Here is a 16235-nt window from a genome sequence, read left to right on the forward strand (position 1 = left end):
GACCGAGCCTAACTGGCCGTCCACTAGTGCTCGAGGGAAGCCCAGCACCTCGTCCCCACTGGAGGACCAGCACCTAGCTACTGACAACGGTCTGAGATAAATGACACCAGGTATGACCTTCTTTAGACCATTCGTCTTCGACAAACACACGCGCAGGCCCACAAGGCAGTCGGTCCGCAACCATCGGCCTTACAGAGAAGTAGTGTCTCACGTGAAGCTCACCTGCCAGAGCGACCATAGAGCCTCGTCTCCCAAGCACCGCTGCTGATCGGTCATTTTACTACCGTGCTTCATCGAGATCGTGCTCTTCGCTTGACCCTCAGGCTTGTCCGTCGAAGGCCAGTCCGGGCCCACCTAGTATGTCGAGGCCACGCTTTAGCGTCGACCTGAGATTGGATACGGGTCGCAGGCCAGAGTCCAGCAAATGAGGAAGGACCACCGGAGCTGTTTCACGTGAAACTAGACCCGTGCACCCTTGCCGTAGCGTGCACCCTTGCCGTAGGAAGCCCTCTAAGAGAAGGCTCGAACCTTTCAGACTCCGAACCCAAGGAGGGCGCGCCCGGTCGGTGGGGGGTTACCGTCGACATCGGCTAAGGCGTGCCCGGCTTCTTGGCGCCAAATCTAAAGTCCGGTGGACGATTGGTGCTTTGGCTACGATTAGCCTCCTTGAAGGTCATACCTCCCTAGCCGAGGGACTGAGGCGCACATCACGTTTGTCGACCCAGGTGCAAGGGCCTAGTTTCACGTGAAACGTCGTCAAGGACTATGTTCTAGAACATGTTCGACCCCGGGCTCCCTTCGTTCGCGAGACCGTGTTCCGCGTGGGATTCAGGTGCCCTTCTTCCCTCTCGCCCAGCTCGGCACCGATCGGTTCGGACGACTCACTCGGGCTATCGGCCCGCGCTTCGCTGCTCAAGGAGGACCCGTATGCCGAGTGCCCTGCCTGAAAACAAGAGCCAGGGTTATTGTTCAAGCCGCGTCTGCTTACTAGCAGAAATCGTGTAGAGGCAGCGTTTCACGTGAAACACGCTCGCCTGACAACGCAAGACCGCAAAAGAGGAGCTTTGCGTCTGTGTTGGGCTGTATTCTGGCCTTCCGGACCCCGTGCTCGGAGTGTTCTATCTCCGCCGGCCATGTCCCTATTGCCGCCGCGCGGGAACAAGCCCAGTTACAGCCGCTCTGCTCTGGTTGATCCCGAACTGCTGTGCTCCTGGCACACCTGGGTGGCTTGCGTTGCTGTCCGGATCACAGTACGCAACGGCTAACGACAGGGAAGCGTTCTTGGCACAGTCCAATACGCGATCGACTAGCGCCGCTGACACCACTGTCGAGACCCCATGGATGGGCCGGTCGCGATGCCATGTAACAACCATGCGAGCTTGACGTCGTCGGCTGACTGACCAACATATGTACCGACCAACTTCGGCTCGCCGAAGAATAGACATATCCACTGCAGACACGAAACTTTCATGTGTTCCTACATTCCTGCGTTTCACGTGAAACTCGGCCTAGGTCCGGCATTTGACCACTGCCGGATTCCCATTAGCCAAGCTACGACGCAGCAGGACCTTCGTCAGGCGTACCTTCGAATAGACGGCTCAGCCCAAGTCGGGGCTGATCGTTTACTGCATACCGGCAATAGGAGTATGTACCTCCCACCTTTGACGTCCCCTACCCTGTCACCAAAGAACCAGGGCGGAGGCCGGTTCCATGAGACCACTCCCCGGGCTCGAGCCATGAACCACTTACATGCACTCCAGTTGGCAATTAAAACGGAGGGACCCGTCCGCAATGGACGGGTCCCTTAGTTTCACGTGAAACGACACTTAAGGCGCTGCAGGATTCAGTACATCCATAATGCGATTCAGGTCATCCACGCTTGCGAACTCAATGCTGACGCGACCCTTCTTGGCTCCCAGGGTGATCTTCACGTTTGTGTCCAAACGATCTGAAAGCGAGTTGGCTAGGTAGTCTAGCCGTTCGTGCCTGGCTCCCTCGCGGGGCTTCCCTTCCCGCTTCGGCCGGCGCAGACCATCGCTCAGCGAGACAATCTCTTCTGTCGCACGGACGGAGAGGCCTTCGGCAACGATTCGCTGAGCCAACTTCTCCATTTCGGCCGGATCAGTCAGCGCAAGAAGGGCACGGGCATGACCGGCGCTAAGAACACCTGCTGCAACGCGCCGCTGTACCAGCGGAGGGAGCTTCATCAACCGCAAAGTGTTGGAGACCTGCGGACGCGAGCGTCCGATGCGATCCGCCAGCTCGTCATGCGTGCAGCCGAAGTCGTCCAACAGCTGCTGGTACGCTGCCGCTTCTTCGAGCGGGTTCAGTTGGCTCCGATGCAGGTTCTCAAGCAGCGCGTCGCGTAGCAGATCGTCATCGGAGGTCGACCGAATGATCGCCGGAATGGTTTCCAAGCCCGCTGCTTTGGTTGCCCGCCAGCGCCGTTCACCCATGACCAACTCGTACTGGGCTTCAACGTCGTCACCGGGGCGGATGACGATTGGCTGTAGGACACCGATCTCCTTGATGGAGTGCACCAATTCAGCCATATCTTCTTCATCAAAAACACTGCGCGGCTGTTTCCGGTTCGGCTGAATTGCAGAAACCAAGACCTCTGCGAAGGTCGCGCCTGGGACTTCGACTAAGTCTTGGCCAGCAGTTTCACGTGAAACACCGGTGCCGAGGGAAGACTGCTCGGTGTCGGTGACCTCGACGGCTGGCTGCTCGATGGCAGGAAGGGTCGAGTCTGCAGAGTCCTCCTCCGGGCCCGCATTCTCTGGGCGCGAAGAAGCAGCGGGCACACGCTTAACCGGCTTCTTGGCCACCGGCTTCTTAACGGCCGGCTTCTTAGCTCCAGTCTGCGTGGTTCTCCTGGGAGCCCGCAGAACCTCTGCCATCTGGGCAGCGCTCGATCCAGAAACAGTCTCGGAGTCGGTGGTGGTGAGAATTGCCGCGTTCGCATCTTCTCGGCGGGAGGACGGAGGGAAGAAGACGTCGACTGGTCGCTCAGTCCGCTTCCTGGCTTGGGCACCTTCGCCTTGGGCCGGCTCGGGTGCTTCGCTTGCAGGAGAGCTGGGAATCAGTGCGCCCAAGCCTCGTCCTAAGCCACGGCGTTTTTCACTCATCTGGACCCTCTTCCGTCGTGCGCCGAGCTGTCGCGCACTGCCTCGTTTAAGGCGTAATTCTACCGTTACAGACCGAATTCTCAGTTACTTGCCGCGCTCGGCGATTTCAGCCGCTGCCTCTTGATAAGAGAGTGCCCCACTGGAGGACGGGTCATAAGTGATAACCGTCTGCTGATAGCTCGGAGCCTCGGAAATACGCACAGACCGCGGGACGACCGCGCTCAGAACCTCGTTCGGGAAGTGCTCCCGGACCTCGGCTGCCACCTGGGCCGCAAGGTTCGTGCGGCCGTCGTACATGGTGAGCAGGATGGTGGAGACAACCAAGCCGGCGTTGAGGTGCTTTTGGATCATTTCGATGTTCTTCAACAGCTGGCTTAACCCTTCCAGTGCGTAATACTCACACTGGATCGGGATCAGGACCTCCTGGGCTGCAACGAAAGCGTTGACGGTGAGGAGACCAAGGCTGGGTGGGCAGTCGATAAAGACGTAGTCCAGGCGAGGCAAGCCGGCCGATTCACGCTCCTGTGCGTAAACTTCGATGGCGCGGCGCAGGCGCTGTTCCCGCGCCACCAACGAGACCAGCTCAATCTCTGCACCGGCCAGGTGAATGGTTGCAGGTGCGACAATCAAGTGCTCGATATCCGGGCACTGGGCGATCACCTCGCCCAACGGCATGTCGTTGATGAGGACGTCGTAGATGCTGTCGACATCCGCGTGATGCTCGACTCCCAGAGCCGTCGATGCATTCCCTTGGGGATCTATGTCGATGACAAGAACGTTCAGGCCGGCGGTAGCCAGCGCCGCCGCAATGTTGACCGTGGTGGTGGTTTTGCCGACGCCACCCTTTTGGTTGCTGACCGTTAGTACCCTGGTTTGCGTCGGTCGAGGAAGTTGTTTGGCCTTCAATCGTTCACGCCTGCGGTTTTCGCTCGCCAATTCATGAGCGAGAGGTGTGCTTTCGTCGATCGAATCCATAACGTTTGGAACCGTAGCCTCTATCTTGACGTCGGAGTTGGCCAGTTCGGCCTGACCAGCGCGGGCGGTTTCACGTGAAACGAAACCAACTTCGGGGCCAGAAACAACCCCATCAGGTTGGCTGCGATGCTTAAATGCAGACGACTCATCGGCTTCAGCCTCGGCCAATCCCGAAACCATGTCGCTCATCGCCATTTCACTTTGCCCGCTTTCACTCTCCCGGCACCGACCCCTCCTAGCCTATCGTTGCGCGGCAGGATTCCCGGACGATCCGGGGGTGTGTGGACCAACAGGTTACGCGGCAACGACGATTCTGACGACCGTCGTGGGCTCCTCCAGGAGTCCATCTCCAACCGTCAAGATCTCGGTTTCTCGGCCGCCCAGCTTCCGAATGACCTTCGAGGCCTTCTCGACCTCGTCCGCGGCGCTGCGACCCTTGATGGCAAGCATCTCGCCGCTACCGTGCAGCAGTGGAATGGACAGCCGTGCGAGTTTGTCCAAAGCAGACACCGCCCGCGAGGTCACAAAATCCGCCGAGACTTCGTCCGCGGCAAGCTCTGCCCGTGTACGTACCACGGTAACGTTGTCGAGCCCAAGGTCGTCGACGACTTCATTGAGCCACACCACGCGCCGCTCAAGCGGCTCGATCAGCGTCAGGTGCAGGTCCGGTCGCGCCAGCGCCAAGGTCAGTCCTGGGAGGCCGGCGCCGCTCCCGACATCGGCAACCGAGGCATCCGGGCCAATCAGCGAAGCGACAACCGCGCAGTTCAGGACGTGTCGGTTCCACAACCGTGGGACTTCGCGGGGGCCCAACAGTCCCCGCTCGATTCCGGAGGTTGCCAAATGCGCCACGTAGCGTTCGGCGAGGTCCAGCCGTTCGCCGAATACCGCTTGGGCAGCCTTGGATTCGGCCACCGTCATCTCCACTGTGGACATACCTATGCCCTATCCAAGCGACCGTTGCCCAAGTTCAGGACTCCACCGACACCACAATGTGGCGGTTGGAACCTTCGCCCTCCGACTCGCTGACCAGCCCGAGGTCAGCGATGGCATCGTGGACGATTTTGCGTTCATACGCGCTCATCGGCTCCAGTGCCACATCCTGTCCGCTCGCCTTGGCCTCGGCCACCGCGTCCTGGGCGATCTTGAGCAGTTCCTTGCTGCGGCCTTCGCGGTAGCCGGTGATGTCCAGAACCAGCCGCGAACGGTTGCCAGTGGACGTCAGGACCGACAATCGGGCCAATTCCTGCAGGGCCTCCAGCACTTCTCCGTCCGCCCCTACGAGAGACTTGAGGGCGTCATTGTCCTCGTCTTCGGAAACAATCGAAATGTAGGTGCGACCATTGCGTACTTCGATGTCGATGTCCCCATCGATATCTGCGATGTCGAGCAGTTCCTCGAGGTAGTCCGCTGCTACGTCTCCCTCTTCGTCCAAACGCTTGGCAGAATTCGAAACGGCAGCTTCCTGCTGTTCGTCTGCCGCAGCTGCTTCGCCGGAAAGTTCTTCAGTCACTTCGGATACGCTTTCGCTGCTCATTTTCTCTTCCTGTTCTTACGCTGTGGCTGATTGCGCTGGCCCTTCGGCTCGGCGGGGGCTTCAACAGCAGGCTCCTCTGTCTTCCGTTCACCGAGCAGCGGAACCATCGGCAGGCCCTTCTTCGCGCGTCGTTCGGCCAGCTCACGGGCTGCCTGCGATCCGGGCGTGGGCATGCGCCGAATGACGAAGAACTGCTGGGCCATGGTCCACAAGTTGGTGGTGGTCCAGTAGATCAAGACACCGATCGGGAAGTTGATACCGCCGATGCCGAAGACAAGCGGAAGGATGTACAGCATCATCTGCTGCTGCTTCATGAACGGAGACTGCATGGCTTCGGCAGACATGTTCTTGGCCATGATCTGCTTCTGGGTGATGAACTGCGAGGCGGTCATGGCCAGGATCATGATGATCGACAGGACAATAACCGCGGCCTGGTTCGCGCCACCGCCGCCGTGCAGCAGGGAAGCCGAAAGCGGGGCGCCAAAGATGGTGGATTCGTCGAACTGCCGGATGAGTTCAGGCGACAGGGCGCCAATGCCTTCCCCGTTGTCATTGGCGCGCGAGGCGTTGTTCAGCACGCTGAACAACGCAAAGAAGAAGGGCATCTGGACCAGCATCGGCAGGCAGGCAGAGAACGGATTGGTGCCGTGCTTCTTGTAGAGCGCCATCTGCTCCTGCGTCATAGCCTGACGCGAGAGCTGGTCGGTCTTTCCCTTGTACTTCTGCTGCAGTTTCCGAAGGTCAGGCTGTAGCGCCTGCATACCGCGCTGCGCCTTGATCTGCTTGACGAAGACCGGGATCAGCGCGGCACGGATGACCAGCACCAGACCGATGATCGAAAACGTCCAAGTCCAACCATTGGCCGGGTCCATGCCGAGCCAAGAGAAGCCTGCGTGGAAAGCCCACAGGATCCAGGACACGACCCACGTGAAGGGGGTCAGGATCGTGTATAAGAAGTCCATTACTAGTTAGCTCCTCGGGCCGCGTCGCGGCCTTCATCGTCGGCCGGAATAACAGGGTGATTGAGTTCCATTATCCGGGGGATCCTGGCCGGGTTTTCCTGCAGCCAGCGGTCATAGGAAGGCGACGCCGGAACATGGTCGACGCCTCCGGGATTCCATGGATGGCATCGGCACAACCGTCGCGCAGCCAGCCAACTGCCCTTGGTGGCGCCATAAACGGTCACAGCTTCAAGGGCATAGGCAGAACAAGAGGGGAAAAAGCGGCAGACCTGGCCGTACAAGGGCGACACGGTCTTGCGGTAGACCGTCAGAGCTCCAACCAACACGGACTGCGGGATCGTATGGATCCTCTTGGCGGTGACGGTGGAAGAGGAAGCCTGCATGCAGTGGGCAGTGGAACTCACGCGGCTCATCCCTCCTCCTCAGGCGCAACGCGCGCAGGCGCGGTGGGCGTTGCAGTCAACTTGATCACGGCCGCTTTAAGTGCCTTCCGGTAATCATGTTCCAATGCGTTAAAGTCCGCATTGGCCGCTGCCGGAAGAGCACGCACAACAACTGCGAGTCCATGGGAATACTGATTGTCCCTCAGACTAGTCGCTGCGAGTTCCCGCAGTCTCCTCTTAACGCGGTTGCGGATGACGGCGTTCCCGACAGCCTTCGAGACAATGAAGCCGAAAGCTGTTGGCTGAGTACGGTTTGCCGCTGCCGCATATAACACCAAGTTCCGGCGCCCTGATCGGACGCCGGAACGTACAGTTGTTGAGAAGTCCGCCGATGCGCGCATCCGGTGCTGGCTGGAGAGCATCTCGCTACACGGCCTGCCGGATCGCGTTGCTGCGGGAACGGAACCTCACAGCCGGATCGACAAACTGGCTATTTAAGCCGACAGTTCGGTACGGCCCTTGCTGCGGCGTGCTGCCAGGATGGCGCGGCCGGCGCGAGTGCGCATGCGAAGGCGGAAGCCGTGCTTCTTGGCACGACGGCGGTTATTCGGCTGAAAAGTCCGCTTGCTCACGGTGGTTACTCCAAGACGATCGACAGATGCGGTTGGACCCGTTGCAACAGGGGGAAGAACAGGTCGACGCTCTAATATAGGCGCCTACTTCAGGGCCAGGACGCTGGGCGTGCACGGATACCAAAGTAGACATGAAGGACTAGTCAACGTTAGGCGATGGCTGCAAGAACCGTCAAACCGGCTGCCGCGTTCTCCGGGCGTTTCCGTGGATAACGCCTGTGGACAACTCTAGCTTGAGTGTGGGTGACCTGGCTCAAAGCAGTCCGCGAAGAACGTCCACAGGGCGCTGCATCCCAGCTGTTATCAAGGAGAATCATGCTCTACGCTTGCAGGAGCCCCTTATCCACCGTCTGTGAATAAGTCTGTGGATTTCGGGCGGGCTGTCGGCAGAGGCCGAAGCAAAGTTGAGCTTCTGAGGGGTATCTAGGTGGACACGGACCAAATTAACGACGTCGGAAGTTCCTGGCGCAAGGTGGTCCGCACGCTGGAACAAGATGATCGTGTCTCGCCCCGGCAGCGCGGTTTCATCGTTTTGGCCCAGGCGAAAGGGCTCATCGGTACAACCTTGCTGGTTGCCCTGCCCAACGAACTGACCCGAGAAGTCTTCCAGTCGCAGCAGCTCAAGGAACCGCTGCACGATGCGCTGTTCGAAGTTTTCAAGGACGATATCTTGTGCGCGTTCAGCGTGGACACAGATATGGCTCCGCAGGCCGAACCAGAACCCGAGCAAGAGTCTCGGCCGGCTCCCTCGGTGGTACGGAACGAGGCACCGCCCCAGCCGGCACAGGAGAGTGCGTCCCAAGAGTTGGGCCGCCTCAACCCGAAGTACATTTTCGATACGTTCGTGATTGGCTCCTCCAACCGCTTTGCCCACGCGGCGGCTGTGGCTGTGGCCGAAGCCCCAGCCAAGGCGTACAACCCTCTGTTCATCTACGGCGACTCCGGTCTCGGCAAGACGCACCTTCTGCACGCCATTGGCCACTATGCACGCCACCTCTACAACGGCATCCGCGTCCGCTACGTCAATTCCGAAGAATTCACCAACGACTTCATCAACTCCATCCGCGACGACGAAGGCGCCAGCTTCAAGCAGTTGTACCGCAACGTCGACATCCTGCTGATTGACGACATCCAGTTCCTGGCCAACAAGGACGCGACGCAGGAAGAGTTCTTCCATACCTTCAACGCGCTGCACAACCACAGCAAGCAAGTGGTGATCACTTCGGATCTGCCGCCGAAGCAGCTCTCCGGTTTCGAAGAACGAATGCGGTCCCGGTTCGAGTGGGGGCTGCTGACAGACATCCAGCCGCCCGAGTTGGAGACCCGGATCGCGATTCTGCGCAAAAAGGCCATCAGCGAGGGGCTTTCCGTGCCCGACGAGGTCCTCGAGTACATCGCTTCCAAGATCTCCACCAACATCCGCGAGCTTGAAGGCGCCCTGATCCGGGTGACCGCCTTCGCCAGCCTGAATCAACAAGCAGTGGACATGGGCCTTGCCGAGATAGTGCTCAAAGACCTCATCACCGACGAGGGCGCGCAGGAAATCACAGCGGCAACGATCCTTGGCCAGACGGCGGCCTACTTCAAGCTCAGCATGGAGGAACTGACCAGTAAGTCCCGGACCCGGACCTTGGTGACCGCCCGGCAGATCGCCATGTACTTGTGCAGGGAGCTGACCGACATGTCCTTGCCGAAGATCGGCCAGGAGCTTGGCGGACGCGACCACACCACGGTTATCCACGCCGATCGGAAGATCCGTGAACTGATGGCAGAACGCCGCGCGATCTACAACCAGGTGACCGAGCTGACCAACCGCATCAAGCAGCAGCAGCGCGAGAGCTAGCCGCCCTAGCGGCGTCGGGACCAAAACTACACCGGTGAAATTAACAGGTGTGGATAAGGCTGTGGATAGTTAAGTGGAGAACTCCGATGCTTAAGAGGACAACTGCCGGGGTGCCTGTGGACACGCGAAATCCCAAGGATTTTCGTCCACAACCGCTCCGCACGGACTTAGATCTCCCTGCACATCTTGTGAACAGGCAACTTCCCCGCCGCGGCAAGTGACTCCGAGGTTTTCCACAGTATCCACACCCGTTATTAACACTACGAATCCCAATATTTGAAGTTCTTTCAAATAACATTTGACCCTGTCCCGGCTTCTCGACGCCCTGCAGAACATCCCAAGCGAGCGTTGCCAAGCTCCCGGTGCGCATTGACGGTTGCTGCGGCTAAGCTTGCACAGAGAATTGTTGCCATCTGCTTCAGCCTGGTGCCCTAGTCCAAGCATTCGCACCAGGCCAGACGCAGGCGGCCTTCCCCAGCATGTTCGTTGTGAAAGGCGGCTTACTTCAGTGAAGTTCAGAGTTGATCGGGATGTTCTGGCGGAAGCCGTGACATGGACAGCCCGTTCCCTGTCACCTCGTCCGCCCGTGCCCGTGCTGTCAGGCCTGCTCATCCGTGCCGAAGGCGGCATGGTCAGCCTTGCCAGTTTCGATTACGAGATTTCGGCACGCCTTCAGATTCCTGCGGACGTTGCTGCTGAGGGAACCATCCTGGTATCCGGACGCTTGTTGGCCGATATCTGCCGCAGCCTGCCGTCAGCCCCAGTCGATATCGAAACCGACGGCTCCAAGGTGGCGCTGACCTGCCGCAACAGCCGGTTCAACCTGGCTACCATGCCGGAGGGCGATTATCCGGAGCTGCCGGCCTTGCCTGAGGTCAGCGGAGTTGTGGACGGAGAAGCTTTCGCCCAAGCCGTCAGCCAGGTGATTATCGCAGCGAGCCGTGACGACACCCTGCCCATCCTGACCGGTGTCCGGATGGAAATCGAAGGTGACTTGATCACCTTGCTGTCGACCGACCGCTACCGTCTGGCCCTGCGCGAACTGAACTGGCGTCCCACCACCCCCGGCATTTCCACCAGCGCGCTGGTGAAAGCCAAGACGCTAAATGAGGTGGCCAAGACTTTGGGTGGCTCCGGCGATCTCAATATTGCCCTGTCCGACAGCAGCGAACTGATCGGCTTCGAAAGCGGCGGCCGCCGCACCACATCGCTGCTGGTGGACGGTGACTATCCAAAGATCCGCTCGCTGTTCCCGGACAACACACCGATCCATGCGACCGTGGAAACGACGACGCTGATCGAAGCTGTGCGCCGCGTTTCGCTGGTGGCCGAGCGCAATACTCCGGTTCGGTTGGCCTTCACGGACGGCCTCTTGACCCTGGACGCAGGAACAGGCGAGGACGCCCAGGCTTCCGAGGCGATCGAAGCTGCACTGACCGGCGATGAGATCACCGTTGCCTTCAACCCGCACTACCTGTCCGAAGGCCTGAGCGCATTCGACAGCAAATATGTCCGCTTTTCCTTCACCACTCCGCCGAAGCCGGCGGTCATTTCCGCGCAGGACGATCTCGAGGGCGAGGACAAGGAAGACTACCGCTACCTGCTGATGCCGGTGAGGTTGCCCAACCAGTAACCGCCCCCAACCGCCCATTGACGAGAGGAAAGAGTGAGTACCATGCACATCGGACTGATCGGTTTGGGGCGGATGGGTTTCAACATGCGGCAGCGGCTTCTGGACGGCGGCATCGAGGTGACGGGGTACGACCGCAACCCCGAGGTCAGCGACACTGCCTCAGTCGACGAGATGATCCGGTCGCTGCCGGTCCCGCGGACCGTCTGGGTGATGGTTCCCTCTGGAACGGTGACTGACGAAGTCATCACCGAACTGGCGGACAAGCTCTCCGCCGGTGACCTGGTGATTGACGGCGGAAATTCAAAGTTCACGGCCGACCGGGACCATGAAGCGCTTCTGGCCGACCGGCAGATTGGCTTCCTCGATGTCGGCGTTTCGGGCGGCATATGGGGTTTGGCGAATGGCTACGGCTTGATGGCCGGCGGACGAGGGGAGCTGGTCGAGTCAGCCATGCCGCTCTTCGACGCGTTGCGGCCGGACGGTCCGCGGGCGGAAAGCTTCGTCCACGTGGGCGATGTCGGCGCCGGCCACTACGCCAAGATGGTGCACAACGGGATCGAATACGGGCTGATGCAGGCCTACGCCGAAGGGTACGAACTGCTCGAAGCCAAGGACATCATCAAGGACGTCCCGGGCACCTTCCGGGCCTGGCAGAAGGGAACCGTGGTCCGGTCCTGGCTGTTGGACCTGATGGTGAAAGCCCTCGAAGAGGACCCCGGTCTGAGCCAGATCAGCGGGTATGTCGAGGATTCCGGCGAAGGTCGATGGACGGTCGAAGAAGCCATCGCGCATGCTGTTCCTGCCCCGGCCATCACCGCCGCGTTGTTTGCCCGGTTCGCGTCCCGCGAAGATGATGCCCCCGCGATGAAAATGGTGGCCGCCCTGCGCAACCAATTCGGCGGCCATGCCGTCAGGAAGCCCGGCCAGTCCCAGCCCGCCGCCGGCACCGAGCCGAAGTAGCAGTACGCATTGTTTGTTGAATTCCTTTCGCTGACCGATTTCCGCACCTACCCGCAACTGGATATCGCCCTGAAGCCGGGCGTCACCGTGTTTGTCGGTTCCAACGGGGTCGGCAAGACCAACATCGTCGAGGCCATCGGCTATTTGGCCTCGCTCTCATCGCACCGGGTCAGCAATGACGCACCGCTGATCCGGTTCGACAGCCAGCGCTCCCTGGTCCGCGCCCGGGTAGACCGCGGCGGCCGCAGCACGTCGCTGGAGCTGGAAATCACCGCGGGCAAGGCCAACAGGGCGCGCATCAACCGGGGCGCTCCGGTGCGGGCCCGCGACATCCTGGGCCACCTGCGCACAGTGCTTTTTGCGCCCGAAGACCTGGCACTCGTCAAGGGCGACCCGTCCAACCGGCGCCGCTTTTTGGATGAGCTTCTGGCCAGCTTGGTGCCGCACCACGCGGCCACGCGCAGCGATTTTGACCGCGTGCTCAAACAACGCAACGCGCTGCTCAAGTCGGCCCGTGCCAGCGGACGGTTCACCGCAGCCCACGAATCCACGCTGGAGGTGTGGGACCAGCACATGGCAGAGGCCGGGGCCGCGCTGCTGAAGGCGAGGCTGGAGCTGGTGGACCTCCTGCAGCCGCACCTGAACGCGGCGTACGCGGCGCTGACCGACGGCTCCAAACAGGCCGCCGCCGTGTACCGTTCCACCATCCACAGCCAACTGTCGGATGACGGCGAGGTGGAGAACGACAGCGGCGCAGGCCTTCCGCCGTTGGCAAGCCTGAATACGGCGGAGCTGGCAGAGCTGTACCTTGCCGCCTTCAAACAGCAACGCAAGCGGGAAGTAGAGCGTGGAATCTCGTTGGTGGGGCCGCACCGCGATGAGCTTGAACTGTTGCTGGGGCAGGCGCCGGCGAAGGGGTACGCCTCGCACGGTGAAACCTGGTCGCTGGCGCTGGCGCTGCGGCTGGCATCCTATTACGTGTTCTGCGAAGACGATCCGTCCCCCGGCGCGGCTCCGGTCCTGATCCTGGACGATGTCTTTGCCGAACTGGACAGCCAGCGACGAGCAAAGCTCGCGGGCATTGTCGCCGGCGCGGAGCAGGTGATCGTTACCGCCGCGGTGGCCGAAGACATCCCCGAAGCGCTGAGCGGCGAACAGTTCAAAGTAGTGCCGGGAGGCGTGGCCAGTGGCCAGGAAACCGTCTGAGCGACGGCCGAACCCGCAGGATCAGGCAGGTCCTCTGGACCAACCCGGCCTGCCCGATGTTGCCGGGCGCCACAAGCAGGCCGAACCCCAGACGGCGGACCCTGCCCCGGGCACCGCGACGGAGGAAGACCTGGACGCGGCGAAGGCGGTTCTCAATCGAGTGCGGCTGGCAGCGGCCGCGCGCGGCGACGTGCGCACCCGGGCCAGCAGCCGCCGTCGTCCATCCCGGGGGAACGGGCCGGCTGCCGCGCCGCAGGACTTCGGCCGCGACCCGCAGGGCCTGGGCAGGGTGTTCGACCGGTTTGTCGCGGAACGTGGTTGGAACTCCCCCGTGGCGGTTGGATCAGTGATTTCGCGGTGGGATGAATTGGTCGGCCCGGACATCGCGGCCCACTGCCGTCCCGAAAGCTTCGAGGACACGACAGTTCAGGTGCGCTGCGATTCCACCGCCTGGGCTACTCAGCTGAGGCTGATGACCACCGACTTGCTGAAGCGGTTCGCCGACAAACTGGGCCCCGGCGTCGTGACCAAAATCCAGGTCCTGGCACCCGCCGCGCCCAACTGGCGCAAGGGAAAACGGACCGTCAGCGGCCGCGGACCGCGGGATACCTACGGCTGATTTGATGCCTCCGACGGCTGCAGATCGAAGGCATCCGGAGGCGCCTCCGTAAACGGCATGCAGAGCGCTGCGGGGGCCTTAGGACATACACCGTCCCATCGGGCACCCGGCGGCGGCGTTAAAAGCCGGTTTCCGTGCCGCTTAGAGGCATGTTCGTGCAGGTTTCACCGTCCCGGCACGGTAGAATTGACTGGGCGGCGCCCGTCCTCACGCTGGAGGGGCGCCGACACACGAGTCCATCCGGACGGAACACAAGGAGTCAACGGCAACTGTGGCAGAGGACAACGAGCTGGAAAACACCGGCGCAGAACCCGCAATGGCAGAGGGCAACGACGGCACGCATTACGACGCCAGCGACATCACTGTCCTCGAAGGTCTGGAAGCCGTCCGCAAGCGGCCCGGCATGTACATCGGTTCCACCGGTCCGCGCGGTCTGCACCACCTGGTCTACGAAGTCGTCGATAACTCCGTTGATGAAGCGTTGGCTGGCTACTGCGACACGATCGATGTGACGCTGCTGGCCGACGGCGGCGTCCGGGTGGTGGACAACGGCCGCGGCATCCCCGTAGACCTGCATCCCACCGAGGGCAAACCAACCGTCCAGGTGGTCATGACCATCCTGCACGCCGGCGGCAAATTCGGCGGCGGCGGGTACGCGGTTTCCGGCGGCCTGCACGGCGTCGGCATCTCCGTGGTCAACGCCTTGTCCGCACGGGTGGAAACCGAAATCCGCCGCCAGGGCTACGTTTGGCACCAGTCGTTCGCCAACGGCGGCATGCCGGTGGGCGAACTGCGCCGCGGCGAAGAGACCACCGAAACCGGCACCTCGCAGACCTTCTGGGCCGACCCGGAAATCTTCGAGTCCACCGAGTATGACTTCGAGACGCTGCGCGCCCGTTTCCAGCAGATGGCCTTCCTGAACAAGGGCCTGAAGATCATCCTGACCGATGAACGCCGTCCGGAAACCCACGCCCCGGACAGCGAAGACGTGGACCTGGACTCCGCCGGTTCCGAGGTCGAGACGACGGCCGAGCACCGCCAGGTCGTTTACAAGTACGACAACGGCTTGTTGGACTACGTGACCCACCTGAACTCCTCCAAGAAGGTGGAAGTCATCCACCCCGAGGTCATCGCCTTCGAGAACGAGGACACGGAGCGGAAGCTCTCGGTGGAAATCGCAATGCAGTGGACCACCTCCTACTCGGAGAGCGTCCACACCTATGCGAACACCATCAACACGCATGAAGGCGGCACGCACGAAGAAGGCTTCCGGGCCGCTATGACCTCCTTGATCAACCGCTACGCGCGGGAAAAGAACCTGATCAAGGAGAAGGAAGACAACCTCACCGGCGATGACATCCGCGAGGGGCTGACCGCCGTCGTCTCGATGAAACTGGGCGAACCCCAGTTCGAGGGCCAGACCAAGACCAAACTGGGCAACTCCGAGGCCAAGGGCTTCGTGCAGCGTGTTGTCACCGACGAGCTCGGCGACTGGCTGGAACGCAACCCGGGCCCGGCCCGCGACGTGATCCGGAAGTCGATCCAGGCGTCACAGGCCCGGCTGGCCGCGCGGAAGGCGCGCGAGTCCACCCGCCGCAAGGGGCTGCTGGAATCCGGCGGCATGCCGGGCAAGCTCAAGGACTGCTCGTCCCGGGATCCATCCAAGTCGGAAATCTACATTGTGGAGGGTGACTCGGCCGGTGGATCGGCTGTCCGCGGCCGGAACCCGGAAACCCAGGCCATCCTGCCGCTGCGCGGCAAGATCCTCAATGTGGAGCGGGCCAGGCTGGACCGGGCGTTGGGCAACGCCGAAGTCCAGTCCATGATCACCGCCTTCGGCGCCGGCATCGGCGAAGATTTCGACGTCGAGAAGGCCAGGTACCACAAGATCGTGCTGATGGCCGATGCCGACGTGGACGGCCAGCACATCACCACGCTGCTGCTGACCCTGTTGTTCCGCTACATGCGGCCGCTGATCGAAAACGGCTACGTGTACTTGGCCCAGCCGCCGCTGTACCGGATCAAGTGGTCGAACCACGCGCACGACTATGTGTTCAGCGACCGTGAGCGGGACGAAACCGTCCGCCGCGGCCTGGCGAACAACCAGCGACTGCCCAAGGAAAACGGCATCCAGCGGTACAAGGGCCTGGGCGAGATGGACTACACCGAACTGTGGGACACCACCATGGACCCTGACCGCCGCACGCTGCTGCAGGTGACCATGGAAGACGCTGCCGCAGCCGACCAGACCTTCTCGGTGCTGATGGGCGAGGACGTCGAATCCCGGCGCTCCTTCATCCAGCAGAACGCCAAGGACGTCCGCTTCCTCGATATCTAGCGCGTCCCCAGGGGCCTGC

At 61.4% G+C, this 16235-nt stretch carries 14 protein-coding genes; 6 read left to right on the forward strand and 8 right to left on the reverse strand.

Going from position 1 to position 16235, the window contains the following annotated elements; genetic code table 11:
* Positions 1 to 1826 precede the first annotated feature (1826 nt).
* From ACMX2H_RS03590 to rpmH, 8 genes are all read right to left on the reverse strand, one after another.
* Entirely contained in the window at positions 1827 to 3128 is a 1302-nt protein-coding gene (locus tag ACMX2H_RS03590; RefSeq protein ID WP_414958999.1) for a ParB/RepB/Spo0J family partition protein, read from the reverse strand.
* An 84-nt stretch (positions 3129 to 3212) separates the two neighbouring features.
* A complete protein-coding gene (locus tag ACMX2H_RS03595; protein ID WP_414959000.1) occupies positions 3213 to 4298 on the reverse strand; it encodes a ParA family protein in 1086 nt (361 codons plus the stop codon).
* Positions 4299 to 4397: 99 nt separating this feature from the next.
* Positions 4398 to 5039: a 16S rRNA (guanine(527)-N(7))-methyltransferase RsmG gene (gene rsmG / locus ACMX2H_RS03600; protein ID WP_414959001.1), complete on the reverse strand. Its 642-nt coding sequence runs from the start codon at positions 5037 to 5039 to the stop codon at positions 4398 to 4400.
* Between the two features lie 34 nt (positions 5040 to 5073).
* Complete coding sequence (locus ACMX2H_RS03605; RefSeq protein ID WP_414959002.1) at positions 5074 to 5640, reverse strand: Jag family protein; 567 nt, start codon at positions 5638 to 5640, stop codon at positions 5074 to 5076.
* Positions 5637 to 6602 (reverse strand): membrane protein insertase YidC, encoded by a 966-nt coding sequence (gene yidC, locus ACMX2H_RS03610; RefSeq protein ID WP_414959003.1) that lies wholly within the window; start codon positions 6600 to 6602, stop codon positions 5637 to 5639. The genes ACMX2H_RS03605 and yidC overlap by 4 nt, the downstream gene beginning before the upstream one ends.
* 2 nt (positions 6603 to 6604) lie before the next feature.
* A complete protein-coding gene (gene yidD / locus ACMX2H_RS03615) occupies positions 6605 to 6985 on the reverse strand; it encodes a membrane protein insertion efficiency factor YidD (protein WP_414959109.1) in 381 nt (126 codons plus the stop codon).
* Between the two features lie 26 nt (positions 6986 to 7011).
* Positions 7012 to 7407 carry a ribonuclease P protein component gene (rnpA, locus tag ACMX2H_RS03620; protein ID WP_414959004.1) on the reverse strand — a complete coding sequence of 132 codons (396 nt, stop codon included), beginning with the start codon at positions 7405 to 7407 and terminating at the stop codon, positions 7012 to 7014.
* 72 nt (positions 7408 to 7479) lie between these two features.
* Positions 7480 to 7617: a 50S ribosomal protein L34 gene (gene rpmH / locus ACMX2H_RS03625; RefSeq protein ID WP_127513203.1), complete on the reverse strand. Its 138-nt coding sequence runs from the start codon at positions 7615 to 7617 to the stop codon at positions 7480 to 7482.
* A gap of 427 nt (positions 7618 to 8044) precedes the next feature.
* Here rpmH and dnaA point away from each other — a divergent pair, with 427 nt between their 5' ends.
* The 6 genes from dnaA (at position 8045) to gyrB (ending at position 16216) form a co-directional block, all read left to right on the forward strand.
* The gene (gene dnaA / locus ACMX2H_RS03630; RefSeq protein ID WP_414959005.1) at positions 8045 to 9460 is read left to right on the forward strand and encodes a chromosomal replication initiator protein DnaA; all 1416 of its coding nucleotides are present in this window, start codon (positions 8045 to 8047) and stop codon (positions 9458 to 9460) included.
* Positions 9461 to 9968: 508 nt separating this feature from the next.
* Positions 9969 to 11093, forward strand: a complete 1125-nt coding sequence (gene dnaN / locus ACMX2H_RS03635; protein WP_414959006.1) for a DNA polymerase III subunit beta — start codon at positions 9969 to 9971, stop codon at positions 11091 to 11093.
* A 42-nt stretch (positions 11094 to 11135) separates the two neighbouring features.
* Positions 11136 to 12053 carry a phosphogluconate dehydrogenase (NAD(+)-dependent, decarboxylating) gene (gnd, locus tag ACMX2H_RS03640; RefSeq protein WP_414959110.1) on the forward strand — a complete coding sequence of 306 codons (918 nt, stop codon included), beginning with the start codon at positions 11136 to 11138 and terminating at the stop codon, positions 12051 to 12053.
* Positions 12054 to 12062: 9 nt separating this feature from the next.
* Complete coding sequence (gene recF, locus ACMX2H_RS03645) at positions 12063 to 13259, forward strand: DNA replication/repair protein RecF (protein WP_414959007.1); 1197 nt, start codon at positions 12063 to 12065, stop codon at positions 13257 to 13259.
* On the forward strand, positions 13240 to 13878 hold the full coding sequence (locus ACMX2H_RS03650) for a DciA family protein (RefSeq protein ID WP_414959008.1): 639 nt from the start codon (positions 13240 to 13242) through the stop codon (positions 13876 to 13878). The genes recF and ACMX2H_RS03650 overlap by 20 nt, the downstream gene beginning before the upstream one ends.
* A 316-nt stretch (positions 13879 to 14194) precedes the next feature.
* On the forward strand, positions 14195 to 16216 hold the full coding sequence (gene gyrB, locus ACMX2H_RS03655) for a DNA topoisomerase (ATP-hydrolyzing) subunit B (RefSeq protein WP_414959111.1): 2022 nt from the start codon (positions 14195 to 14197) through the stop codon (positions 16214 to 16216).
* Positions 16217 to 16235: the final 19 nt, after the last annotated feature.

Source organism: Arthrobacter sulfonylureivorans (assembly GCF_047607445.1).
In the GTDB taxonomy this organism is placed as follows: domain Bacteria; phylum Actinomycetota; class Actinomycetes; order Actinomycetales; family Micrococcaceae; genus Crystallibacter; species Crystallibacter sulfonylureivorans_A.

Bases quoted from the DNA above. Each gene is read 5' to 3' on its own strand.
- ACMX2H_RS03590 (WP_414958999.1), bottom strand. From the start codon at position 3,128: ATGAGTGAAAAACGCCGTGGCTTAGGACGAGGCTTGGGCGCACTGATT.
- ACMX2H_RS03595 (WP_414959000.1), bottom strand. From the start codon at position 4,298: ATGGCGATGAGCGACATGGTTTCGGGATTGGCCGAGGCTGAAGCCGAT.
- rsmG (WP_414959001.1), bottom strand. From the start codon at position 5,039: ATGTCCACAGTGGAGATGACGGTGGCCGAATCCAAGGCTGCCCAAGCG.
- ACMX2H_RS03605 (WP_414959002.1), bottom strand. From the start codon at position 5,640: ATGAGCAGCGAAAGCGTATCCGAAGTGACTGAAGAACTTTCCGGCGAA.
- yidC (WP_414959003.1), bottom strand. From the start codon at position 6,602: ATGGACTTCTTATACACGATCCTGACCCCCTTCACGTGGGTCGTGTCC.
- yidD (WP_414959109.1), bottom strand. From the start codon at position 6,985: ATGCAGGCTTCCTCTTCCACCGTCACCGCCAAGAGGATCCATACGATC.
- rnpA (WP_414959004.1), bottom strand. From the start codon at position 7,407: ATGCTCTCCAGCCAGCACCGGATGCGCGCATCGGCGGACTTCTCAACA.
- gnd (WP_414959110.1), top strand. From the start codon at position 11,136: ATGCACATCGGACTGATCGGTTTGGGGCGGATGGGTTTCAACATGCGG.
- gyrB (WP_414959111.1), top strand. From the start codon at position 14,195: ATGGCAGAGGGCAACGACGGCACGCATTACGACGCCAGCGACATCACT.